This is a genomic window from Roseiflexus sp. RS-1 (genome assembly GCF_000016665.1).
Taxonomy (GTDB): domain Bacteria; phylum Chloroflexota; class Chloroflexia; order Chloroflexales; family Roseiflexaceae; genus Roseiflexus.
This window is the reverse complement of sequence record NC_009523.1, coordinates 5,244,181-5,266,227: the sequence shown is the minus strand read 5'-3', so window position 1 is coordinate 5,266,227 and position 22,047 is coordinate 5,244,181. Positions and strand designations below refer to the sequence as shown.

19 protein-coding genes, 1 tRNA gene and 1 pseudogene are annotated in these 22,047 nt (G+C 60.3%); 10 read left to right on the top strand and 11 right to left on the bottom strand.

The features are described 5' to 3' along the window. Positions 1-11 precede the first annotated feature (11 nt). The gene (locus ROSERS_RS21695) at positions 12-626 is read right to left on the bottom strand and encodes a Uma2 family endonuclease (protein ID WP_011958885.1); all 615 of its coding nucleotides are present in this window, start codon (positions 624-626) and stop codon (positions 12-14) included. 240 nt (positions 627-866) lie between these two features. Between ROSERS_RS21695 and ROSERS_RS21690 the strand changes: the two genes are divergently transcribed. The 3 genes from ROSERS_RS21690 to ROSERS_RS21680 are packed head-to-tail and all read left to right on the top strand — an operon-like array spanning position 867 to position 3,307. Next, the gene (locus ROSERS_RS21690; protein WP_011958884.1) at positions 867-1,907 is read left to right on the top strand and encodes an NAD(P)/FAD-dependent oxidoreductase; all 1,041 of its coding nucleotides are present in this window, start codon (positions 867-869) and stop codon (positions 1,905-1,907) included. A 20-nt stretch (positions 1,908-1,927) separates the two neighbouring features. Beyond that, positions 1,928-2,845 (top strand): cytochrome c biogenesis CcdA family protein, encoded by a 918-nt coding sequence (locus ROSERS_RS21685; RefSeq protein ID WP_011958883.1) that lies wholly within the window; start codon positions 1,928-1,930, stop codon positions 2,843-2,845. Between the two features lie 24 nt (positions 2,846-2,869). Continuing rightward, the gene (locus ROSERS_RS21680; RefSeq protein WP_011958882.1) at positions 2,870-3,307 is read left to right on the top strand and encodes an NUDIX hydrolase; all 438 of its coding nucleotides are present in this window, start codon (positions 2,870-2,872) and stop codon (positions 3,305-3,307) included. A 9-nt stretch (positions 3,308-3,316) separates the two neighbouring features. On the opposite strand, the gene dcd is transcribed toward ROSERS_RS21680, so the two are convergent. Further along, positions 3,317-3,871: a dCTP deaminase gene (gene dcd, locus ROSERS_RS21675; RefSeq protein ID WP_041334294.1), complete on the bottom strand. Its 555-nt coding sequence runs from the start codon at positions 3,869-3,871 to the stop codon at positions 3,317-3,319. 274 nt (positions 3,872-4,145) lie between these two features. Between dcd and ROSERS_RS21670 the strand changes: the two genes are divergently transcribed. After that, positions 4,146-4,745, top strand: a complete 600-nt coding sequence (locus ROSERS_RS21670) for a DICT sensory domain-containing protein (RefSeq protein ID WP_011958880.1) — start codon at positions 4,146-4,148, stop codon at positions 4,743-4,745. Between the two features lie 339 nt (positions 4,746-5,084). Then, the gene (locus ROSERS_RS21665; RefSeq protein WP_011958879.1) at positions 5,085-6,773 is read left to right on the top strand and encodes a PAS domain S-box protein; all 1,689 of its coding nucleotides are present in this window, start codon (positions 5,085-5,087) and stop codon (positions 6,771-6,773) included. A gap of 84 nt (positions 6,774-6,857) precedes the next feature. On the opposite strand, the gene ROSERS_RS21660 is transcribed toward ROSERS_RS21665, so the two are convergent. Continuing rightward, positions 6,858-7,508: a hypothetical protein gene (locus tag ROSERS_RS21660; protein WP_011958878.1), complete on the bottom strand. Its 651-nt coding sequence runs from the start codon at positions 7,506-7,508 to the stop codon at positions 6,858-6,860. A gap of 425 nt (positions 7,509-7,933) precedes the next feature. Here ROSERS_RS21660 and ROSERS_RS21650 point away from each other — a divergent pair, with 425 nt between their 5' ends. The 3 genes from ROSERS_RS21650 (at position 7,934) to ROSERS_RS21640 (ending at position 11,432) form a co-directional block, all read left to right on the top strand. Continuing rightward, positions 7,934-10,183 carry a hypothetical protein gene (locus tag ROSERS_RS21650; RefSeq protein ID WP_011958877.1) on the top strand — a complete coding sequence of 750 codons (2,250 nt, stop codon included), beginning with the start codon at positions 7,934-7,936 and terminating at the stop codon, positions 10,181-10,183. 1 nt (position 10,184) lies between these two features. Then, positions 10,185-10,445, top strand: coding sequence for a hypothetical protein (locus ROSERS_RS21645; protein WP_011958876.1), 261 nt, complete (start codon positions 10,185-10,187; stop codon positions 10,443-10,445). A 270-nt stretch (positions 10,446-10,715) separates the two neighbouring features. Beyond that, positions 10,716-11,432 carry a hypothetical protein gene (locus ROSERS_RS21640; RefSeq protein ID WP_011958875.1) on the top strand — a complete coding sequence of 239 codons (717 nt, stop codon included), beginning with the start codon at positions 10,716-10,718 and terminating at the stop codon, positions 11,430-11,432. Positions 11,433-11,652: 220 nt separating this feature from the next. Here the strand turns inward: ROSERS_RS21640 and ROSERS_RS21635 are convergent. Beyond that, positions 11,653-11,728, bottom strand: a tRNA-Arg gene (locus ROSERS_RS21635). Between the two features lie 58 nt (positions 11,729-11,786). Between ROSERS_RS21635 and ROSERS_RS21630 the strand changes: the two genes are divergently transcribed. Both ROSERS_RS21630 and ROSERS_RS21625 read left to right on the top strand, forming a co-directional pair. After that, on the top strand, positions 11,787-12,332 hold the full coding sequence (locus ROSERS_RS21630; RefSeq protein WP_011958874.1) for an O-acetyl-ADP-ribose deacetylase: 546 nt from the start codon (positions 11,787-11,789) through the stop codon (positions 12,330-12,332). Positions 12,333-12,520: 188 nt separating this feature from the next. Continuing rightward, complete coding sequence (locus ROSERS_RS21625; protein WP_011958873.1) at positions 12,521-13,984, top strand: aldehyde dehydrogenase family protein; 1,464 nt, start codon at positions 12,521-12,523, stop codon at positions 13,982-13,984. Positions 13,985-14,005: 21 nt separating this feature from the next. Here ROSERS_RS21625 and ROSERS_RS21620 read toward each other — a convergent pair whose 3' ends face one another. The 7 genes and pseudogenes from ROSERS_RS21620 to glpX all read right to left on the bottom strand — a co-directional run bounded on the left by ROSERS_RS21620 (position 14,006) and on the right by glpX (position 21,616). Further along, the gene (locus ROSERS_RS21620; RefSeq protein ID WP_011958872.1) at positions 14,006-14,842 is read right to left on the bottom strand and encodes a SirB1 family protein; all 837 of its coding nucleotides are present in this window, start codon (positions 14,840-14,842) and stop codon (positions 14,006-14,008) included. 238 nt (positions 14,843-15,080) lie between these two features. Beyond that, positions 15,081-15,494 carry a glycerate kinase gene (locus ROSERS_RS21615; protein ID WP_232282864.1) on the bottom strand — a complete coding sequence of 138 codons (414 nt, stop codon included), beginning with the start codon at positions 15,492-15,494 and terminating at the stop codon, positions 15,081-15,083. Next, entirely contained in the window at positions 15,494-17,140 is a 1,647-nt protein-coding gene (locus tag ROSERS_RS24490; protein WP_011958871.1) for an IS66 family transposase, read from the bottom strand. Before ROSERS_RS24490 ends, ROSERS_RS21615 begins: the two co-directional genes overlap by 1 nt. Positions 17,141-17,202: 62 nt before the next feature. After that, positions 17,203-17,442 (bottom strand): annotated as a pseudogene (locus tag ROSERS_RS27460) (glycerate kinase); the annotation flags it as partial. A gap of 229 nt (positions 17,443-17,671) precedes the next feature. Next, positions 17,672-18,958, bottom strand: a complete 1,287-nt coding sequence (locus ROSERS_RS24480) for a PAS domain S-box protein (RefSeq protein WP_011958870.1) — start codon at positions 18,956-18,958, stop codon at positions 17,672-17,674. 259 nt (positions 18,959-19,217) lie between these two features. Beyond that, entirely contained in the window at positions 19,218-20,624 is a 1,407-nt protein-coding gene (locus ROSERS_RS21600) for a hypothetical protein (protein WP_011958869.1), read from the bottom strand. Continuing rightward, positions 20,621-21,616: a class II fructose-bisphosphatase gene (glpX, locus tag ROSERS_RS21595; RefSeq protein ID WP_011958868.1), complete on the bottom strand. Its 996-nt coding sequence runs from the start codon at positions 21,614-21,616 to the stop codon at positions 20,621-20,623. The genes ROSERS_RS21600 and glpX overlap by 4 nt, the downstream gene beginning before the upstream one ends. Positions 21,617-22,047 lie beyond the last annotated feature (431 nt).

The window sequence follows — 22,047 nt, the reverse complement described above, 5'->3', positions numbered from 1 at the left end:
ACATATCCTTGCTATTGTGCATCGAAAATCTCATCAACCTCGATGCCGAATCCGTCGAGCAGTTTTGAGATTGCGCGCTGACCCCGGTGAAAGATGCCATGCAGCGCATACGCCTGGTCTTCTAGCGTAAGAACCGTTACCGTCTCATCGAGCGGATTGACGATCCAGTATTCGGGAATGCCTGCTTCGGCGTAGTCGCGCACCTTTTCCTCAGTATCGCGCTCCGGTCGGTCAGGGCTGACAACCTCAATGACGAGATCGGCGCCGAGCCAGAAGGCGTCCTGATACCGGGGATCACCGGCAGAGCGCAACAAGAGAATGTCGGGTTCGCGGAACTTGCCTGGACGCAGCCGCAGACGCAGCGGCGCCACCAGCACTTTCCCGCCTGTCGGCTGCACTGCCGTCTTGAAACGTTCGTACAGCAGCAACAGAATCGTCTGATGGCGACTGGTCGGCATCGGCAGCACCTCGATGGCGCCGTCGGTAAACTCGATCAGATGGTTGGTCTGTTCGGTCAATCGCAGGTACTGCTGCTCGGTCCAGAGTCCCTGAAGCGGCACCAGATCGACTTCCAGCCCGTCGCTGCGCGTGATTTTCAATGAATTGGCGTGCGCTTCGACCGTCATGCGCCTTCCTCACATACCGACCGGATTCCTGCATCAGTATAGTACCACCTTAACGTTCAACCTTCCAACCTTCAACGTTCAACCTTCCAACCTTCAACGTTCCAACCTTCAACCTTCAACGTTCAACGTCTGCACAGCAAACATTCTTGTGGTAGGATTCTCAGAGAGCATATCACGCTTTTCGGACATCACCCGCCAGATCGATAACCCTCGGATATCCGGTTATAAGAGGAGAAGATCATGCACCTGGCAATCGTTGGCGCCGGGATGGCCGGTCTCAGCGCAGCGCGTGAGATGCGTCGGCGACGACCCGATCTGATGATCACCATCTATGAGAAGAGCCGCGGCTTCGGCGGGCGCGTTGCCACACGGCGTCGCGATGGGTTTGTCTTTGACCACGGTGCACAGGTCATCAAGGCACCGGATGCCAGTATGGAACATCTGTTGACCGCCGAACTTCCCATCGAAGAGTTGCGACGCATGGATCGCCCGGTCTATGTCTTCCACACCGATGGGACAATCGCTGAGGGCGACCTGACACTCAATGCCGAACCATCCTGGTTTTATGCCAGTGGTCTCAACCGGTTGGGAAAGTTACTCGCTGCCGACCTCGACGTGCGCCTGGACACGCGTGTTACTGCGCTGCGTCGGGAAGCGGGAAGCGCGCGTTGGATGCTGTTCGACGCGCAGGGTGCGCACGTCGGAACCGCTGATGCAGTGTTGTTGACACCGCCGGCGCCGCAGACCGCAGAAATCCTGGCGATGAGCGATTTTGACCCGCCGCTGCGCGATATGCTGGTGCGCGAACTGATTCACGTGCCGTATCGACGCTGCCTGACAATGACCCTGGCGTACAATCGACCGATCGAGCGGCCGTTTTACGCCCTGGTCAATGTTGATCGGCAGCATCCCATGGCCTGGCTGGCGCTTGAGCACACGAAAGGATCAGAGCGCTGTCCACCCGGTCACAGTCTGCTGATCGCGCAAATGGCAGGACCCTTCAGCATGCAGCAGTGGGATGCGCCTGCTGAGGAACTGGCGTCGGCGGTGATCGAGATCGTCAGTATGGCGCTTGGGGAGGATCTGCGCCAGCCGCTGTGGTATGATCGTCAGGGATGGCGCTACGCCCTGCCGGATGGAATGGCTAACCCGGCGGTGTTGAACACGACCCAAACCGGGCTATTCTTTGCTGGCGACTATACTGTTGGGCTTGGACGCATTCACCTGGCGATCAGGAGTGGGCAGGAGGTCGCCGACACAATTGCCAATTGGCTCCGATGACATAATGTAAAGGTAGAGAGATGTCTGTTCACAACACAAACCCGGCAACCACATCTTCAGAAGCGCGTTTCCCGTGGCGCGCATTGTTGATCGGTCTCGGCATTGCGCTGGCGCTGGCAGCGATTGCGCTGTTGAGCCAGGGGAGCAGCAACCCGGTTGCGCCGCGTGGCGCCAGCATGCTCATTCTGGCGCCGGCTGCATTCCTGGCGGGCGTGTTCAGTTTTCTTTCGCCCTGCACGCTGCCGATACTGCCCGCCTATTTCGCGTTCACGTTTCAGGCGCAACGCGAGCGCATTGTGATGATGACCGTCGCCTTCTTTCTGGGGCTGGCGACGACAATGGTGCTGCTGGGCGCGACGGCGACGGCGCTCAGTCAGTTGCTGTTTCGCAACCTGGAGACATTGACCTTCATCGGCGGGGTGATCATCATCATCTTCGGAGTCCTCAGCATGCTGGGCAAAGGGTTCAGCGGCGTTCAGATCCTGTCGCGTCCATCGGCGAGCATCGCCGGATCGTATCTGTACGGCGCAACCTTTGCACTGGGATGGACCGCGTGCGTCGGTCCGATCCTGGGAGCGCTGCTCACCCTGCTGGCAACACAGGGGATCGCCATCCTCCAGGGTGCGGTGCTGTCGTTCATCTATGCGCTGGGGCTGGGATCGCCATTGATCATCGTAGCGACCTTCTTCAGTCGCCTGGGGACTGGCTCGCCTGTCTGGAAAGCGCTGCGCGGGCGCGGATTCACCCTGAGCATCGGCGGGTACACCCTCCACCTGCACACCACCAGCCTGATCAGCGGGGCGCTGCTCGTTCTCATGGGGTTACTGCTGGCAACCGGGCAACTGACGGCGCTGAGCGAATGGACCCAGCGCACCCCGCTGGCGCAGTGGGCGCTCAGCCTGGAGCAGTGGGTGCAACGCATCTTCTTTGGGCAGTAGACAATCTCGCAGAAGGAACAACGCATGAACAATCATCCCGACGCGGCAGGGTGCGTCGTCTATCGCTACGATGAGCACGGTCAACTGCTCATTCTGCTGATCCACGACCAGTATGGCAAATGGACGTTGCCCAAGGGTCACCTGGAAGCAGGCGAGAGCGCCGAAGCAGCGGCAGTGCGCGAGGTGCGCGAAGAGACCGGAATGGGTGGCAAGTCAGGCGCATTTGTCGGTACGATCACCTACCCGGTGCAGAAGAAGGGGGCGTCGTACCTGAAGCGCGTCGATTTCTTTCTCCTGCACGCCGATGGCAGCGACGCCGTCCCCGAAGCCGCCGAGGGGATCACAGCCGTGGGATGGTTTCCGCCCCACGAGGCGGAAGAGCGCGTCGGTTATGAGCAAATCCGTCACATCATCGCGCGCGCCGTTGCATTGATCCCATCGCAGTCATCATCCTGCTCATAAGGAAAGTTGCTACAACCGCGGCGGCACAACCCCCGTCTGGTTCTGGTATTTGCCCGCTTTGTCGGCATACGACACGAGCGGCGGCTCGTCGCTCTCTAGAAACAGCACCTGAGCGATCCCCTCATTGGCGTAGATCCGCGCCGGCAACGGCGTTGTGTTCGAGATCTCGATGGTCACATACCCGCACCACTCCGGCTCCAGCGGCGTCACATTCACAATAATGCCGCAGCGGGCGATGGTGCTCTTTCCGAGCACGATGCAGAGCACATTGCGCGGAATGCGAAAATATTCGACCGAACGCGCCAGAGCGAACGAATTGGGCGGAATATCGCAATAATCACCGCGCACATCGACGAATGAACGCGGATCGAAATGCTTCGGGTCTACCAGCGTGTTGAAGACATTGGTGAACACTTTGAACTCATCGGCGACGCGCATATCATAGCCATAGGAGGACAGCCCATATGAAATGATGCCGCCGCGCACCTGTTCGGCAACAAATGGTTCGATCATGCCGCGCTCACGCGCCATCGCCTGTATCCAGCGGTCGGATTTAATCGTCACAGACACCTCCCGTGTCCAGCAGTCCACAGCCATATTCTGCTGATGGATGGGGCATTATACCAGAGGGGAACCGCAGCGCTGCACGACACGCGGTCGTTTCTCATCCAGGCATAATGTTTTTGGTAATGCTCCGGCGCCCCACATGGGTATAATAGATATGCAGATCAATAGCCAGCGAAGTCAATGCACAACGATGGACGTCCCGGCAAGCCCTGACGCTGCCCGGAACATCTGCACGTCCACGACCGACATCTACCCGATAGGAGACGCCTCAATGCAACCTCTCGCTCTATCAGATCGGCCACGCTCCGACGCCCTTGACCGCTTCAGTTTCGCATCGTTCGTCGAGGAACAGCGGAAGACGCTCCACAGCCGCAGCATGATGCTGGCGTTGAGTTTCCTGATCGAAGATTACGCCGCTCAATCCCCAGGGACGCACCTGATCGCGGCATTCCAGCGTTTCTCGAACTATCGCCGCCAGATCCGACGCTACCGGAACATAGCGCCGCGCCTGGCGCAGGCGTTTGTGCTGGGCTTCCCGGATGAAACACCTCCTGAATTGCCCAATGTCACCCCGGTTGCGCTGGAAGCAGAGTGGCCCCTGGTGCACGAGTGGATCGTGATCGCCTGGGGACCGACATGCGCCGCCGCGCTGGTGGCATACGATGAGGAACAGTGTGCGCCGCATCGCGTCTCACGCCGGTTCCAGGCAATCTGGACAACCAGCGTCGCGCAGATCGAACCGATGGTGACGGCATTCTACCGCACGGTCGGGCAACCGGCGCCGGTCTTCACACGCGACCTGCCCGCTATGCAGCGCACGACCGTGGCGATGCAGAAAGACCTGACCGCGCGGTTGCGCGCGATCAGGTGACCTTTGTCGCCTGACTTTCCATATCTTATAGCGATCTGCAGAATGATCGCACCACGTGCATCCTGGGTGCGCGGGCGTCCCCGCCCGCATGCAGAGACTGCGGGCTGATGAAGATTGAGCGTTTCATCCGATATACGCCGCGTGCCGTGGGGCTCATGAAGATTGAGCGTTTATAGCGGTTCTCACAAGCGAGAACACACATCACGATAGTCTCTCGTGTGCAGCGGCAGCATGCTTGCGAAACTTTCTAAAATCGATTCTATAATAATGCCGTGAATGTTCTTTCTGGCGTATGCGCCGAAGTATGACCCTGTGACGTCTGAGAGGAGAGGTTAAGGAATGAACATCGCCGATAGCGTCCCCGATCCGGCTAACCCTGTTGCTCTCACCGACTGCCTGGCGCAGATGGAACGTTTGCAGCGTATTGTGGAGACCAGTAATCAACTTATGTTCGAAGTTGATCCTGGCGGTCGCTTTACCTGCGTGAATCAGGCAGCCTCCACCTACTTTGGGGTGGCGCCAGCCGCGTGTCCTGGTCAACCGGTGACAGCGTTCGTCCATCCTGATGATCATGAAAAAGTGCGGCAATGGTTTTCGGAACGGAGCGCGAACCAACAGCGACATCTTTCGGAGGAGATTCGAGTCGTTCATCGTCACGGCGCTCTCTTCCATATGCTCTGGAGAATGACATTCCACAGGGATGATACAGGACGCCTCCAATCGATAACTGTCATCACGCACGACATCACTGAAATGAAACGGCAGGAAGAGACGCAGCGCGCTTTTCGGCTGTTCATTGAGAACTCGCCTGACGGCTTTGCGATCGTCGACCAGAATCTTCGACTGACGTATACCAATCATGCATTCAATGCCATGCTCGACGAGCCGTCGCTGGTCGGGCGGTCGGTTGTCGAACTGGTGTGCGCAGACGATCACGCGACGCTGGTAACAGCCGCCAGAACAGCAGAGCGTGGTCAGGCGGCATGGGACATTGTTCGCTACGTGCGCAGTGACGGAACGTTGATAACAGTCCATACGGGAATAATCGGGTTGTGCGATCACCAGGGCAACCTCATCGCCTATGCTCTGGTCAACCGTGATATGACTTCCCAATTGCAAGCCGAAACAGAATTGCGCCGGAGCGAGCAACGGAATCGCGCTCTGCTGGCGGCAATACCCGATCTGATGTTCGTGCTGAGCGCTGATGGCATCTTTCTTGATTACAAGGCTGATAAGCTGCTCTTGCCGCCAGAGGCGTTTCTCAACCGCCACGTCAATGAGGTGCTTCCACCGCCGCTTGCAGCCCAGGCGCTTTCCCATCTCGAGTGTCTCAAACGCACCGGCGAAATGCAGGTGTATGAGTATCAAATTGAGTTTATGGGACAGATCGAAGAGTACGAAGCGCGGATGGTACCGCTCCAGGATAGCGCCCTTGTGCTGGCTCGCGACGTCACGGCTCATCGTCGCGCCGAGCGCGAACGGGTGGCGATGCAGGAGCAGATTATTCAAGCTCAGCAGGCCGCCCTCCGCGAACTGAGCACGCCGTTGATGCCAATCGCCGACGGGGTGGTGGTGATGCCATTGATTGGGGTGATCGACTCGGCTCGTGCGCAACAGATTATGGAGAGTTTGCTGAACGGCGTGTCCGAGTATAAGGCGCACGTCGCTCTGATAGACATCACTGGCGTGAAAGTCGTTGACACCCAGGTCGCCGGAGTGCTCCTGCGCGCTGCTCAGGCAGTCCGCATGCTGGGCGCACAGGTGGTTTTGACCGGTATCAGCCCGGAGATCGCCCAGACACTGGTGCATATCGGCGCCGAGATCCGTGACGTTAAAACAAAGGCGACCCTCCAGGAGGGAATTCGCTATGCCATGACGGTCGGGAACCGAATCATGAGCGCCAGTAAGTGGTTCACCCTCCGCCATGCAGCAGCGCCCGTGCAGGCGTTTGCGTGCCAGAAGATGAACTCGTCAGAAGCGCAAGGACGGACGAAGGTGCGACCTTCGCCCGTCCAGGATGCAGGATGATCAATTGTTCCGTCAACCCGACTGTACAGCGGTGAGGTGTCTTCAGGCGACACCGATTGCCGCCAATTCGTCCACATTCAAGCGCTAGCGATAGACCTCTCGATGGCGACTGCCGTACAGCAGTGCGATGCCGATGATGATCAGCGCCAGTGGACCGAGGAAGCCGATCAGGTGTGGCGCCGGGGTCATCAGCAACACGCCCATCACGCCAAGCACTGCTGCTGGAACGAACATCCAGCGCAGGGCGGGGGTCTCACGCAGGATTGCCAGGATCGCAAAGGTCGCCGCCAGACCGAGGAACAATACACTGCCGACTGTTGCTTCGGGTAATACATCGGCGAGCGCTGCGGTTGCAGCAACACTCAGCAGCGCACCGCCGGGAATGATCGCCCACCAGCGCGACCGATTCATCAGGACGATTGCCAGGAATCCCAGACCCAGCATAGCGAGGAAGATCGACCCGACGATGCCGTCCGGGAGCCACGGCAGGAGTTTCTCTGCTCCAATCGTCATTGCGATGCCCAGCAGCGCACCCGCAGGAATGGAAGCCCACCAGTATGCGTCGCGCTTCAGGAAGAAGTAGAGGAAGACAGCGCCGCCAGCGCCGAATGCCGCTCCCCACACCAACTCTCCCACGAAACCGGCCATACCCAGGTTCTGCAGCAGGCTCAGCACACCAAAAAGCACCAGAAGAATGCCGATAATCATCGCATTCTTTGAAGATCGCGTTTCCATTGCGCACTCCTTTTCGCGTGATTTTCTTTGCCATGGCTACCATAGCACAAAGCGGCATACAGCACATCTATCGAATCGCCAGCGTTGGTTCCGACTTTTGGCAGAGGCGGAAGGATGACCTTTTGCAAGAGACGACAGTCATCCTCTTCCGAGGTGAACAATACTCAACCATCAAGGGCTTGATCCCATCCAGCGAAGTGTGATAGAGTCTCAACGCATTGCAGAAGAACATCCCGCTGCGCATCACCTGCAACCCCTGCGTTCCCTTTGGGAGTGGACGAAGTTGCAGATAATCGACAATCGAACTGACAGTATATGCTGCATTCCTGCAACGTCATTCGCTGCTTCGCCGCCCCTCTGTGCGCTGCATGCACCCATCTCGACCTCCACCCAGGCGAATGACTCACGTTTGAGGAGGTAGATGCATGAACCTGAAACGGTTCACTTCCTTTGTGATGGTTCTCCTGTTGCTTGTGACCACTGCCTGTACCAGTCTCTCTTCCCCTGACGCTCAAACTGCCACACCGCCTGTTGCAGCACTCCAGCCATCGCCATTGCCGTCTCCTGCCACGCCGCCGACCGTCATTCCCACCAGAGCGCAGCCGACGGTCGCGCCAGTTGCAGCGGAGGGGGTCTATCTCATCAACCGACGCGCCACGAGTACTCGTAGCGCATTTGAGGAAATCAATCTGGTGCTCTACCGTGCGACGCTGAGCGGTGATCGCCTGATCCTGCGTGTGGGATTCCACAACGTCAGCGACAAAAGCTTCTACCTGACGGCGGCAGTGGACGTCAGCGATCTGCGCCTGGTCGATGCCGCTGGCAATGAGTATGAGCCGGTCACATTCAGCGAGAATCTGAAACGCATCAATCCGCCGGGTGATTTCCTGCCCGGTCAGGCGAATGTCGGCGATGTCGTATTTCCTGTGCCGACAGGACCCGCGCCTTACGAACTCCGCTTCCCGACCCATAATCCGATCGCGTTTCAACTCGACCAACCGGCGCCATCGGCGACACAATCGGTTCCTGAGGGAACATATCCGCTTGCTGTCGAACTGTACAGCGGACGGAGCGCGCTCGTGCCGATCCGTCTACGCCTGGATTCCATCACGGTGACGCAGCAGGAGGTGATCGTTCAAGTCGCTTTTGTGAACACCCTGCGTCGGGGGTACGATCTGGGCAAGGGTCTGAAAGGAAGCGATGCGCGCCTGCTCGATGCCGAGTTTGCGGCGTATGAGCCGATCAGGGTGAGCGATACCCTGGCGGAGAACATTGCGCCGCCGAAAGGATGGCTGCCAGGACAGGCGTATGTTGGGGAGGTGACATTCCCTCGACCGGAACGTATGGAAGAGGTGCGGTTCTTCTTCCCTGAGTATGCCGCTGCCACGCTGCGCTTCAATGCGACCGGGCTTGCGAGCGCTGAGGTCACCTCGGCAACCGGCGGTGCGCCGCCGCCAACCGCGACGCCGACGGCGGAACAGGCAGCGCTGCGTGAACTGGAGAACCTGCTGGAACGGCAGGCGAAGGCGCTGGTAACCGGCGACCTGACCGCATACCTGGCAACATTCGCGGAAGGGTTGCGTCAGGAACAGCAGACGATCTTCGAGCGCAGTCGCATGCTGCCGTTGAGCGACTATCAACTGAGCGTCTCGCCCTCAGCGGTGCTGGTGCTTTCCGATCTGGAACGAGGACGTGTCAGCAACATCGCCGTCCTCATACGGTATCGGTTGCGTGGCGCTCCGGAGGACAACCCATTCGAGCATACGGTGCGCGCTACCTTCGAGCGACAGAACGCAGAATGGATGGTCAGCGCATATGAACCGGAAAAACCGCCGCCGTTCTGGTGGTCTGGCGATATTGTTGTGCAGGAAACGCCGCACTTCCTGATCATCACGCGACCGGATGCTGGCGATATGTTGACGAAAGTGGCGCAGGAATGCGAACAGGCGTACCGCGACATTCAGGCTGCCGGGCTTGAACCGGAGGAGCGGTTTGTTGCCTACCTCACGACCACCCAGGAGGATTTCACGGCGCAGACCGGCATGGGATCGCGCACCCTCGGCGCTGCCCTGTCGCTGTACGAACTTGCCAGCGAGGAGATACAGACGCTGGGACGGGCATTCTACATCAACGGCGAGGCGTTCAAGGATCAACCCGATGACGGCGGACCCCTCGGACGACTGGCGACGATCAGGCACGAACTGGTGCACCTGGCGCTGGCGCGCGAGAGTCGACCATTCACACCGATCTGGCTCGTCGAGGGTGCGGCAATGTACTACGCCGGGCAACTCCCGCCCGAGTTCCGGCGTCGCCTGGTTGCAGATGGAAGACTGGACTCCCTGAGCCTGGAGCGACTCACCGGCGCCGAGAGCCTTGGCGCTTACGACATGCTCGGTCAGAGCGTCGGGTACGAATATATCTTCTCAGGCGAAACGGTGCGCTACCTGATCGACACCTATGGCGCCGATTCGTTCCGGGAGTTCTACCGGTCTTTCAGTCGCGTACCGCTGGAAAAAGTGATCGAAGAGATGCCGCTTTTTTCGGTTGGCTTCGGCTCGCGGTTTGGCAACCTCAGCCGGAAAGTGACGCCTGAAGCGCTCGCGAGCGTCTACGGAGTGACCATTGCCGACCTCGATGCAGCGGTCAAACAGCGGTTACGGGAACAGAAGCCATGATGTGAAGCACACCTCCAATAATCAGGACTGGCGGCGTGAATTCATCACGCTCGCCAGCCTCCTCATCATGACACGAGTGCTGGATGGGTTGATCACCTATGCCATCACGCCCGATCTGAGCCGGGAGACAAATCCTCTGGTGAGCATCTTCGGCTTGGGATGGGCGGGGCCGATCACGATGACCGCTATTCTGCCCGGCGCCGTGATCTGGCTGAACTATCAGAGTCTCAGCAGTCCCTGCGACAATTTTCCGCACACCTGAGCAGGTTATGATTGACGTGTGACCAGACTCTGGCAAGAAACCATCACATTGAGCGAGGAGTTCTTCCCGCACACGGCGACCTGATCGAGGTATAATAGGGGGACATAACACGCAGGGAGGACTGCAACGGCGCAGGACATTCCTCCACATTGTGGCGTACCCGGCAGGTCCCCATCGTTCCAGCCCGCACGGTTTTGCTGCACCACCCGGATACACCACCCTGAGCACGATTGCCGCAGTTGCGGTCTGCCTCGAAGGAGGTGGCGATCTATGGCAACCTGGCTCGAACGATACCGCAGAGGCGAGCACGAACGGGTATGGGCGGAGATGATGGCTGCAGGCGAGCATATTCGCTATGAGCCGCTCTTCTCTGACGCACTGGCAGTTGCGCGTGAAACGATGAGTCGCGCCAGAGAGAACATCGCAGTGCTGCACGCTCGTCTGGAACGCATCGGATACCGGTTTGCTTATCCCGATGAGGCAGTTCAACCGCCGCGACCGGATGTTCAGCATTGCATCGAAGAACTCGAGCGTCGCGTCGGACCAATGCCACTTGCGCTGCGCGCCTGGTACGAAATTGTCGGGTCGGTCAACTTCATCGGCTATCATCCAAAGTGGAACAACAGCGCGTACAGCGATCCGCTGGTCGTTGATCCGATCGATATGGCGCTCGAAGAGTACAGCATATGGCGCGAGGAATGCCGGAAATACGGTAGCGAGGCGATGGGACCGTACCAGGCACCGCTTGCACCAGATTACTACCACAAAACGGACATCGCCAGCGCCCCCCATCGCGCAGTTGTCGTGTATCGCATTGTGTTGCCGAACCCGGCAGCCGATGCACCGGTGCGCGATGAACCACACCAGACCACGTTTGTCAACTATCTGCGCACCTGCTTCCGTTGGGGCGGCTTCCCGGGTTTCGAGTATGCTGAAGAGCGCCCCGCCGAGCTTGCGCACCTGGTGAGAGGATTGAAGGCGATCTGATCGGTGAGGTTGTGGGGCGGGAGAGAGATGAACGGCAGTGCGCCGTGATATCCGTTCCGCCCCCGGCGCCTCTGTAATGCACACCCGCTGCGGGGCGCGATGCACGTCACAACCGGAAAGACAAAAGGCAACCCCGCTGCGTTCTCCGCACTCTGGCGGTGAACATCCGCAGCGGGGCATAATGTTGCGACCGGAAAGATGGAAGGCAACTACCGCAATCTGGCGCGGGCGGGGCGACTCGAACGCCCGACCAACGGTTTAGAAGACCGCTGCTCTATCCACTGAGCTACGCCCGCATCACTATCACTATAGCACACGTCCGATATGGCGACAAGCGTCAAAGGAGTGAGAACAATGCGCTTTGCTATCGGCAATGCTGTACTGGAACTGATCCGCGGCAATATCGTCGAACAGGACGTTGACGCCATCGTCAATGCCGCAAACGAAACACTGGCGCCCGGCGGCGGCGTGTCAGGGGCGATCCATCGCGCGGCTGGACCAGAACTGGCAGACGAATGCGCACGTATCGGCGGTTGCCCCACGGGAGAGGCGCGCATCACTGCGGGCTACCGTCTCAAGGCGCGCCACGTCATTCACGCTGTGGGACCGCGCTACAGCGGCAACCCGCGTGACGCGGAATTGCTCGCGTCAGCCTACCGCTCGGCGCTGATGCTGGCAGCCAGCCACGGCTTGCAGAGCATTGCCTTTCCATCGATCAGCACCGGCATCTACGGTTACCCGCTCGATCAGGCAGCGCCGATTGCCCTGGCGACCTGCCGTGATGTGCTGCTGAATCACCCCGGCGTCGCGCTGGTGCGATTCGTGCTTTTCGACGAGGAAACGTACCGCGCATACGAGCAGGCAGCGCAGACGATCGGGTTGACCTCCATTGAAACATGATCTCCTGAACGATAGCGCGCCGATCATCGCGGTCCGCCTTCACGTTCGCGCTTAGCCCGGCGCAACGATTGGTAAAACAGCGCCTGTCGTGGTATCATCCCTGAGGAACAGCGCTACGACCTGAATTAACGACGGAGCAGCTATTGCATCATCGTGAATATGCTGCTCACGTATTCACCAGAGTATCTATGTCTGAAAGCAGCGCCCGAATCTACCGCAACTATATCGGGGGTGCATGGTTAGCATCGCTGGCGCGTCGCCACGCACCAAATATCAATCCAGCCAATGCTGAAGACTACATCGGTGACGTGCCGCTCTCGATTAACGATGAAGCCATCGCCGCCGCCGAAGTCGCCGCGCACGCCCTCCGTTCCTGGCGTCGCACTCCTGCACCGGCACGGGGTGCGCTGGTGCTTCGCGCCGCGCAGCTGCTGGCGGAACGGGCGGAACCGATCGCGCGCGCGATCGTTCGTGAGCAGGGGAAGACGCTTGCTGAGGCGCGCGCGGAAGTGCGGCACGCCATCGCCTATGCAGAGTTCTGTGGCGCTGCCGCTGCCATGCCCGAAGGCGCAACCGTGCCGTTGTCCAGCGCCGGACGCTTCGGCTACACGCGCCGTCGTCCGCTGGGAGTGGTTGCACTGCTGACACCGGACTGGTCGCCGCTGGCGTTGCCGCTCGAACGCCTGGCGCAGGCGCTCATCACCGGCAATACTGTTGTTGTGAAACCAGCCCTGGCAACGCCGGAAACCGCAGAGTGGCTGGTTCGCTGCTTCGCCGATGCTGGCGCACCCTCCGGCGTGGTGAACCTGGTTCACGGCGCCAGCGACGAAACCGGCGCAACCCTGATCGATCATCCAGCAGTTCGCGCCGTATGGATCGGTGGTCCGCATGCCGATATTGCTGGCGTGCGTCGTCAGGCGGATATGCGCGACATTCGCTTCATGGGCGAACACCGTGATGTCAATCCGGTCATCGTCCTGGAGGACGCCGACCTCGATCTGGCGCTATCGGGTGTCATCGCTGGCGCGTTTGGCAACGCCGGTCAGACGCACACTGCCACCAAACGGGTCGTGCTGGTGCATCCCGTCGCCGATGCGTTTCTGGAAGCGCTGGTTGCGCGCGTCTGTGCGATGCGCCTGGGCAACGGTCTTAACGAGCAGGTTTCGCTGGGACCATGCACCGACGAGGCGCAGATTCAGCAGGCGCTCGACCTGATCGAGCAGGCGCGGGCGGAAGGCGCTGAGGTGCTGTGTGGCGGCGTGCGCGCCCACGACGGAGAACTGGCGCACGGTTTCTTTCTCCGCCCGACGATTGTTGATCGGGTGCGTCCAGATATGCGCATTGCCCAGGAAGCGGCGCCAGGACCGGTGCTGGCGGTCACCCGCGTCGAGAGTTTTGCAGAGGCGCTAACGCTTGTCCATCAACCGCAGCAACTCGTTGCGGCGAGCCTCTACACCCGCGACGGCGCACGTATGCTGCGGTTCACCGACGACATTCGCGCCCGGTCGATCCACATTAATGCGCCGACGACCGGCAATGAGCCACATCTGCCGGTTCACCACAACACACTGCTTGACTTCTTCACGGAAACGAGTGCGGTTTACATCGAGTACGGCGCAGAGCGCGGCAGATTGCAGGACGAGGGAATATAGTCATCCGCTGCAGAACAGCCGCTAGTTCAGCGGTATCATTGCTTCTGCCAGCGCCCGCACCTGACGGCGGATGGTCTCCAGATCGCTCGCCTGTGGCGCCATATGCGCATACCGTTCAAGGTCCGCCAGCGCGCCTGACCAGTGCCCCAGGCGCGCGCGTAGCAACCCGCGGTCGCGCAATTCGGCGGCATCGAACGAGAGCAGCAGCATCCGATCAACCGCCGCCAGCGCGCGTTCGAACTGCTCGCGCTGAATATAGGCGCCTTTCAGATTACGCAATATGCGCAGCAGAATTGAGCGCGGCGACGGCGGCGCCATGATCTGCTGCACCAGGGCTGGATTGATTGTGCCCGCAAACGAGGCGATCTGTCGCTCACATTCCGCCAGTGACCACAATCTTCCGCGATTGAAAGGATCGATGTAGAGGTCGCCGTTCTGCTGATCAACATAACGCACCAGAAAATGTCCCGGCAGTGCCAGACCCACTACCGGCAGATGCAACCGCCAGCCGATCTCCAGATAGAGCACCGACAGCAGAATAGGCAGACCGACACGTCGCGCGATCACCTGATCGAGGAAACTGTTGCCGGGATCACTGTAATCCCAGAAGTTGCCGCGAAAGCCAAGTTCATCGAACAGGTAGACATTCAGTGCTGCCACAATTGCGCGCGAACCACGCCTTCCTGCGATACGCTCCTGCGCAGTTGCCGCCAGCGCATCAATGCGTCGCAACGAAGCAGACGGATTGCCCTCACCCTGATCTTCCCAGGCAATACAGAGCGCCGCCTCCGCCAGATTGATCTGGTCGTCAGGCAGTTGGGCTATGGCGCGGAAACGACGGCGTGCAGGCGACGTCATGGGTCACCGTATGCGGTACGCAGGTGTAAGCAATCGGGTCCTCCCCGATGATACCACATAACGCCGATCGAATTGCACAACGAGTGTTGACCTGTTGAGCAACTCGTCGCGCAGTTGCTCCAATATCAATACTTGAGAGGTCGGGGGATGAGGGGCAAAAGCGCGCGGGAATGCAGAAAACTGCCTGCAGGAAGCAGAGGCGCCTGCGATTGAATCGGCTGTCCTGAGCATGCGAACATCAGAGCACAAGCGTTGTTTGCATGCGCTCACGCTTTCGCTGACCAGGCAGATACTGGCGGTTCGCCAGTTTTTGCCCGATCTGGATCAGGTGCATGATCCCCTCTGCGCATGCTGCGGTAAGCGCATCGGCATCGCGGATCGCATCTTCGATTGGGCACGGGCCTCGCACAATGCTCTGGAAAGCCGTGATCCCGTATTGATAGTTCGCATCCGCGTCGGCGCCAATTGCGCCCGCCAGTACGACAACCGGTATTCCATAGCGTTGATCGCGACGCGTCATTGCAGCCGGTATTTTGCCGTATGGCGTCTGACCATCGATAGTTCCCTCGGCAGTGATGACCAGATCGGCGGATGCAAGCTGGCGATCCAGATCAAGATACTGCATGACGTATCCTCTCCAAAAGCGCTGGATCAGGCCGATGAAGGCACAGCGATACCCGCCCGTTGCGCTACCCGTTCGGCTAAGGTGAGGGTGGTCTCCGGCGTGACGATGCGGTCGCGGAGATAGTGAAAGAACCCCACGCCGAGTTTGGCGGCGGTGGCGGCCAGGGTTTGGAAGGTATCCCACGCCCGTGCCCCGTCTCGGGATTGAGGGCCGAAACTGATATCGCGTTTGCGCACGCGGCGTCGCGCCGCCAGTTCCATATCATTATTGTGCAGGGGAATGTCGGGATGTTTCAGCACCGCCAACAACTGGGTCCGTTTGTCGGCGGTTTTGCTGATCCGGTCATCCAACGCCGCATAGCCGGTCTCTTTTTCCACCAAGGCGTCAAACGCATCCGCCAACCGTGCGCGTTCCGCCGCAGTGGGCGCCTGTTGATAGGCCAGCAGGTCGCGATAGAACGTCCAATAGCGTTCCCCAAACGCGGCGAGTTCGGCCTGATGATGGGGCGCCCGTGGGGCAAGCTTGGCGTAATGCCGCCAATCATGCACCCAACACAGGGCGTGGGTGGTCGTGAGGTGGTCATACACGGGGGCATCATCGCTCAGCAACCAGCGCAGGACGGGCGCCTGGGTTTGGGCGTGATAGGCGGCAAGCGCCAGCGCATCGCCGACCGGCTGTACCTGCTGCGGGGTGAGCGTGATCCCGGCGTTGGTCAGGTGCTGCTGGAGTTCCGCCGCCGTCATGTCCGTGCCGCGGGGCAGGGCCTCCCGCAGCCGGCGGAGCAGGGTGTGCGGCAGGCTGCGAGCCTGCAGCCACGCCAGCGACTCGTCATTGAGGCGATAGCGGAGTTCCTGGCCCCAGATGACCGCCAGGACATCCTGGCGCGTGCCGCCGGGACGGGTATGATAGCTCGTGAACCAGGCATTGCCCACAACGTGGCAGACCTCGTTCTGCCCATCCACGCGGGTACTGGTCTGGTCGGTGGCGACCCACGACCCGGTGGCGAGGCCGGTTTGATGAATCGCGGCGGCTTCGTCCGCCCAGCGTCCCTTCGGATCCAGCAGCATGCGCGCCACCGTGCCCGTGCCAATCTTCAGACCGACATCCCGCAGAAAGCGCAGCAGCGCGGGCTGACTGACGTTTGCCCCGTGACCGAGTGCGGGAACGATGGTATGGGTCGTGGGGCAAAACCCACCCCGGTAGCCGGGCGGCAACGGTGCGGTGATGAGCGTGTTGGTGCTGGGGACGTACCACCGCTCCCGCACGAAGCGGACCACCTCCACGTCGATGCGCAGGCGCTGCACGATGGAATCGGTTGTCCCATGGCGCACCGCATCGGGGGGCAGGGTCGCCGGATCCACCCCGCAGCGCTCCTCGTGCGTGACAATCAGGGTCGCGTTCTTTTTCGGCTTGCCCCGTGGCGTGCGCGTGCGGCGCTCGGCCTCCGAGGAATGATCCGCAGGCGGCGGGCTGGGCGGCGGCGTGGGTGGTTTGATGTCGGGCTTACCCGAGCGTCCCTTCAGCCGTGCCACCTCATCCCGCAGATTCTGGTTTTCAACCCGCAGGGCGGCGTTCTCAGCCGCCAGCGTCTCGATGACGTTCAGCAACTGGATCACGATCTGGCGGGTTGCCAGATCGGCAATGCTGTCGGGGTTGAGGTCAGGTATCTGCATATGTTGGTAGTCTACCAGATCTTGGCTCCGCCGTCACCCGCTGCCCAGCAGTTTTGGAGAGGATACTGCATGACAATAGCGTAGCGATTGTGCAGCGTTGCGCCGAGCAAGGCATGCAGACCGGCGCCTAAACCGCCCGAAGCGCCGCTGCCCGGACTGAGACGCACATCCAGTCCAATGTCGCGCTGGATGACGCTGGCGTAGTGTTCCAACCCCTGCTCCAGCATCGCCACCTGTTCCGGAGTCGCTCCCTTTTGCGGTCCGAAAACGCGCGCCACGCCCCGCTCACCGCAGAGTGAACTGTGAATGCCGTGCAGCGGTTCGCTTAACCAGAGCGCTATCATTGCCAGAACAATCACGCCAACCCTGCGTTCCGCAGAAGTGAAGCGAGCGTTGTCATTGGAAAGGGTTGTCACCCAAACCGGCATACGGCGCTCACCACATGAGAGGAAGTCATTGTTCGCAAAACCAATCGAGGCGCGGCTTGCCGCGCCTCGACCGTCACGAAATACGCTGCCTTCCGGCATGCGTCTATGGTTTGCCATTCCGGTGTTTCGTCGCATCCCCGGTCAACGCCAGGCGCACGCCGGTCTGGAGTGACCCGGTGGTGCGGATGCCTTCCAGGCTGACCCCCAGCTGCACCAGCGTCTGCGCCACCTGCGGCTTGATGCCGGTCAGGATCACCTGCGCCCCCAGCAGCCGCACCGCCTGCGCGGCGCGCACCAGCGCATTGGCGACCTGCGTATCGACCACCTGCACCCCGGTGATGTCAACAATCGCCATCTCCGCGCGATGAGCGGCGACCCCTTCGAGCAGGGTGTCGATGATCTGCTGCGCCCGCGCGCTGTCGATGGCGCCGACCAGCGGCATAATCACCGCCGTCTCGCTGATCGGAATGAGCGGGGTGGAGAGTTCGCGGATGGCGGCGCGCTGCGCCTCGATTACCTGCTGCTGGAGCGCGAAGCGTTCCGCCTCGGCGCGCTTCTGGTCACTGATGTCGCGCAGGAAGCCAATGATCCGCAGCTCGCCGCCCGGCGCGGGTTGCGCATACATCGTCGATGCCACCGGCACAATGCTGCCATCTTTGCGCCGGATGTGCGTCTCGAGAAACGCTGCTTTCCCCTCGGCGAGGCGTGCCAGTGCGATCTGCGCTGAACGATGATCCTCTTCAACAATATAGTCGAAGCCATTCATTCCGATCAGTTGCTCGCCGTAGCCGGTCAACGCCTGATACGCAGCGTTGGCGTAGATGATGTTGCCCTTGAAATCGGCGACACCGATGGCATCGGGGGCGTTTTCGACCAGCGCCTCGAACAGGCGGAGCCGCTCCTCGCGCCGGAGTTCTTCGGTGAGGTCTTCGAACATGCCGGTCATTGCCATTGGCTGCCCATCGTCGTCGCGGATGACGAAGGCGTTGATCCGCACCGGAATGGCGCTGCCGTCGCGTCGGCGCAGGCGCGCGACGCCGCGCCAGACGCCGTGGTGCATCACGTCCTGCAGACTTGCCTGCAATACTGGCAGATCTTCCTCGAAGTGCAACATCGTCATATGTGCGCCAATCAGCGTGTCGTAGCCGATCAGTGAGCAGAATGCAGCATTCGCATAGGTGATGACGCCATCGAGGGTGATGATGCCGATGGCTTGCGGCGCCGTTTCGATGAGCGTGCGAAAACCGCGAAATTCCTCGATCTCTTGATGGTTGGACGGGGCGATATGGTCGTTGCGGGAGGTCAGTTGGGCTTCCAACTCGCTGATGCGCTGACGCAGCATGGCGTTTTCGGCTTCAATCGCGGCGATTTTCCCGTTTGTCATGGTCATTGCGGTCTACTCCTTGCATGTCGTTGTGTGTTGATGATCTGGTATCTCTCAGATGCCTGTTGCTCTCCCATCCATTCGGAGTGATAAGGATGGTCGGCTCCGCAGTGCGCTGGCGTGGCGCCGGTTCGTGCTGATATGGCAATGACAGTGCACTGAAATACGTTTATTTGAATGATACACACAGGGGTGTACCAGATCATTACCGGGCAGGTGGAAGGGCGCAGGTTGAAGGTGAGGTGCGAGCGCCCTGCGATCATCTCTACAGGATCGCCATCAGATCGTTGCAGAGACGAATGAGCCTCTGGCGCTGCGGTTCGGCGAGCGGGTCGAGCGCCGGGCGCATTTGCCGCTCCAGAATCTGCCGCGCTTCGCCGGTGTGCTGTGCATCGATGGCGATGCGCACGGTTTCCATCACCTGCGTCAGGTTGGACGGCGCTGCACCTTCGTTGATCAGCGGGCGCAGCGAGTCGTCGAGCGCCTGGCACAACTCCCACGGTCGCCACAGTCCCAGGGTGCGTTCGTTGAACCCATAGCCGGTTATCCTTTTGCCCTCCATCGTTCCTTCCAGGAGGGTTGGTCCGGTGAGGTAATCAACCGGCATACGATGGGCTGGCGCAGGCGCCAGGGGAGTGCTGACAACAACCAGGTTGAGTATTGGAACGTGCAATCGGTAGGCGTCGAGAAAATAGCGCACGTCGCCACGCACGCCGAAGGCGCGCTGAATCGGTGCGTAGAGCGGCGTGACATACCCTTCGTCGCGACAGTAACTGAGCGGTTCGATATGGTACTCATCGGTAAACAGCGTCTGCCCCGCCGGATCGGTGATGGTCAAGCCGCTGAACGGAATCTCACGGTTGCGTTCGTGACGCGCAAAGTGCCGCCACAGGCTGAGTTCCCATTCGTTGTCGAGCGACATCTGCGCCCATTGATGACTGTAACGGTCGGCGAGTATGCCGGAGTATGCGCCGACATACTCCGGGAACCATTGCCGGTCGAGCCATCCAATCTCGCCGTGAACCGGTTCTTCCACTCCGCGCCAGCGCAGTATTCCGCGATAGCGCAGGCTCTGGAAGTAGGATCGGGTCTGCGGTTGCCCCATAACCGTGATTGCGCCCCGGTGAACCGGACCGCCGACCGGTTGCGGCGGTTTGGCGGCGTCTACGATCAGATCGAGCGCCAGTGGATCGCCCCGACTGTCGCGCCCGTACACATCGAGTGTGTAGCCGAAGGGGATGGGCGCGCCAGCGGCATCATAGCGCGCCCAGAAACGACTCTTCCAGTTCGGCGAATCCCAGGCGACGCCGAGTGCACCGCGGGTGATGGTCAGGCGCTTGCGCACCCAGCGCTGCGGCGGCAGGTCATAAGATGCAAATGTGGTATATCCGCCGCTCGCCAGATCGAAGATCGCTCCCAGATGCATATCGATGCCGAGGGCGCTCGAAAAACCGGAGAGTCGGGCGAAGATGACGAAGAACGCATACCCTTTGCCGGTGCGTTCGCCATGCACGACGCCGGAGGCGTAGTAGGTGTCGCTCGCCATATCCTGATACCCTTCCGCCTGCGGGAAATGCAGTTGCGGATCGTCGGGCACGAGACGATAGGGGTAAGAACGCCACGTTTGCATCGATGCGATCATCGTGTCTGGTTGATTCGCCTGGGTGGTCATCGCGGTTCTCGCTCCTTTCCTACAACGGCATGCACATCATGAAGCAGGTGTTCAGCATGAATGATACGGCGTGTGCGCGTTTCACAGCGGAGAATAAGCGAATTCGTCTCGGCGCGGTCGCGCTGATAGCGCACGCCGTGCAACAATAATCCGTCGGTGATGCCGGTGGCGACGAAGAAGACTTCGTTGGTGGCTACCATATCTTCGCAGGTCAGCACCCGGCGTATGTCGAGACCGCTCCGCTCGACCGCTTCACGTTCGGCGGCGCTCTGGGGCGCAAGACGGGCAAGCATCGCACCTCCCAGCGAACGCACCGCACAGGCGGCAATAATGCCTTCAGCGGCGCCGCCAATTCCCATCAGGAGATCGACCGGTCCGCCCGGCATTGCGGCGAGCACCGCTCCCGCAATATCGCCATCGTCCGCCAGCATCACGCGCGCACCGGCTGCGCGAATTTCATTCACCAGGTCGGTGTGGCGTGGTCGATCAAGCACAAAAACCACCAGGTCGCGGATTTCTTTGCCGAGGGTGCGCGCAATCAGCGCCAGCGTCCATCCGGCGGGCGCGCCAAGACATTCCGGCACCAGCGCGTGCGCCGTTTCACGGCTGACGACCAGTTTATCCATATATGCTGCCGGTGCGGGCGACCAGAGGGCGCCACGCGGCGCCACAGCTGCGACCGAAATGGCGCCGGAGCGTCCCTGCGCCAGGAGACGCAACCCATCGACGGGATCGACAACGACATCAACTGGCGGACCGCCACGCCCCACCCGCCGACCGCTGACCAGACCGGATTTTGCCTTTGAGCGCGCTTCCTCACCGATAACGATGTGTCCGTCGATGTCGAGCAGATCGAGCGTCGCCGCCATTGCCTGCTCAGCCGCGTCGTTTGCTTCATCACGACGTCCAAGCCCCATCCATCGCCCGGCGCTGATGGCAGCGGCTTCCGTTGCGCGGACCAGGTCGAGTCCAGTATTGCGGCTCAGGATCATCGACGCGCCTCCATTTTTCTGACGTTCTACCGTTCAATATTCAACGTTCAACATCCTAATCCGTTCAACGCTCAACGCCTCAACGCTCAACGCCCCAACCTGCAACGTTCAACGTTCCAACCTTCAACGTCCCAACCTGCAACCTGCCACGTTCAACGTTCAACGCTCCAACGTCCCAACCTGCCACGTTCAACGTTCAACGTTCAACGCTCAACGTCCCAACCTTCAACGCTTCAACCTGCAACGCTCCAACCTTCAACGCTCAACGTCCCAACCTTCAACGCTTCAACCTGCAACCTGCAACCTTCAACCTTCCACCTTCAACGTTCAACGTCCCAACGTTCCACGTTCCACGTCCCAACCTTCCACGTTCAACGTTCAACGCTCAACGTCCCAACCTTCAACGCTTCAACCTGCAACCTTCAACCTTC

What these genes read in the sequence shown, in the direction of transcription:
- ROSERS_RS21695 (WP_011958885.1), bottom strand. Translation starts at nt 626, where the DNA reads ATGACGGTCGAAGCGCACGCCAATTCATTGAAAATCACGCGCAGCGAC.
- ROSERS_RS21690 (WP_011958884.1), top strand. Translation starts at nt 867, where the DNA reads ATGCACCTGGCAATCGTTGGCGCCGGGATGGCCGGTCTCAGCGCAGCG.
- ROSERS_RS21685 (WP_011958883.1), top strand. Translation starts at nt 1,928, where the DNA reads ATGTCTGTTCACAACACAAACCCGGCAACCACATCTTCAGAAGCGCGT.
- ROSERS_RS21680 (WP_011958882.1), top strand. Translation starts at nt 2,870, where the DNA reads ATGAACAATCATCCCGACGCGGCAGGGTGCGTCGTCTATCGCTACGAT.
- ROSERS_RS21670 (WP_011958880.1), top strand. Translation starts at nt 4,146, where the DNA reads ATGCAACCTCTCGCTCTATCAGATCGGCCACGCTCCGACGCCCTTGAC.
- ROSERS_RS21665 (WP_011958879.1), top strand. Translation starts at nt 5,085, where the DNA reads ATGAACATCGCCGATAGCGTCCCCGATCCGGCTAACCCTGTTGCTCTC.
- ROSERS_RS21660 (WP_011958878.1), bottom strand. Translation starts at nt 7,508, where the DNA reads ATGGAAACGCGATCTTCAAAGAATGCGATGATTATCGGCATTCTTCTG.
- ROSERS_RS21650 (WP_011958877.1), top strand. Translation starts at nt 7,934, where the DNA reads ATGAACCTGAAACGGTTCACTTCCTTTGTGATGGTTCTCCTGTTGCTT.
- ROSERS_RS21640 (WP_011958875.1), top strand. Translation starts at nt 10,716, where the DNA reads ATGGCAACCTGGCTCGAACGATACCGCAGAGGCGAGCACGAACGGGTA.
- ROSERS_RS21630 (WP_011958874.1), top strand. Translation starts at nt 11,787, where the DNA reads ATGCGCTTTGCTATCGGCAATGCTGTACTGGAACTGATCCGCGGCAAT.
- ROSERS_RS21625 (WP_011958873.1), top strand. Translation starts at nt 12,521, where the DNA reads ATGTCTGAAAGCAGCGCCCGAATCTACCGCAACTATATCGGGGGTGCA.
- ROSERS_RS21620 (WP_011958872.1), bottom strand. Translation starts at nt 14,842, where the DNA reads ATGACGTCGCCTGCACGCCGTCGTTTCCGCGCCATAGCCCAACTGCCT.
- ROSERS_RS24490 (WP_011958871.1), bottom strand. Translation starts at nt 17,140, where the DNA reads ATGCAGATACCTGACCTCAACCCCGACAGCATTGCCGATCTGGCAACC.
- ROSERS_RS24480 (WP_011958870.1), bottom strand. Translation starts at nt 18,958, where the DNA reads ATGACCATGACAAACGGGAAAATCGCCGCGATTGAAGCCGAAAACGCC.
- ROSERS_RS21600 (WP_011958869.1), bottom strand. Translation starts at nt 20,624, where the DNA reads ATGACCACCCAGGCGAATCAACCAGACACGATGATCGCATCGATGCAA.
- glpX (WP_011958868.1), bottom strand. Translation starts at nt 21,616, where the DNA reads ATGATCCTGAGCCGCAATACTGGACTCGACCTGGTCCGCGCAACGGAA.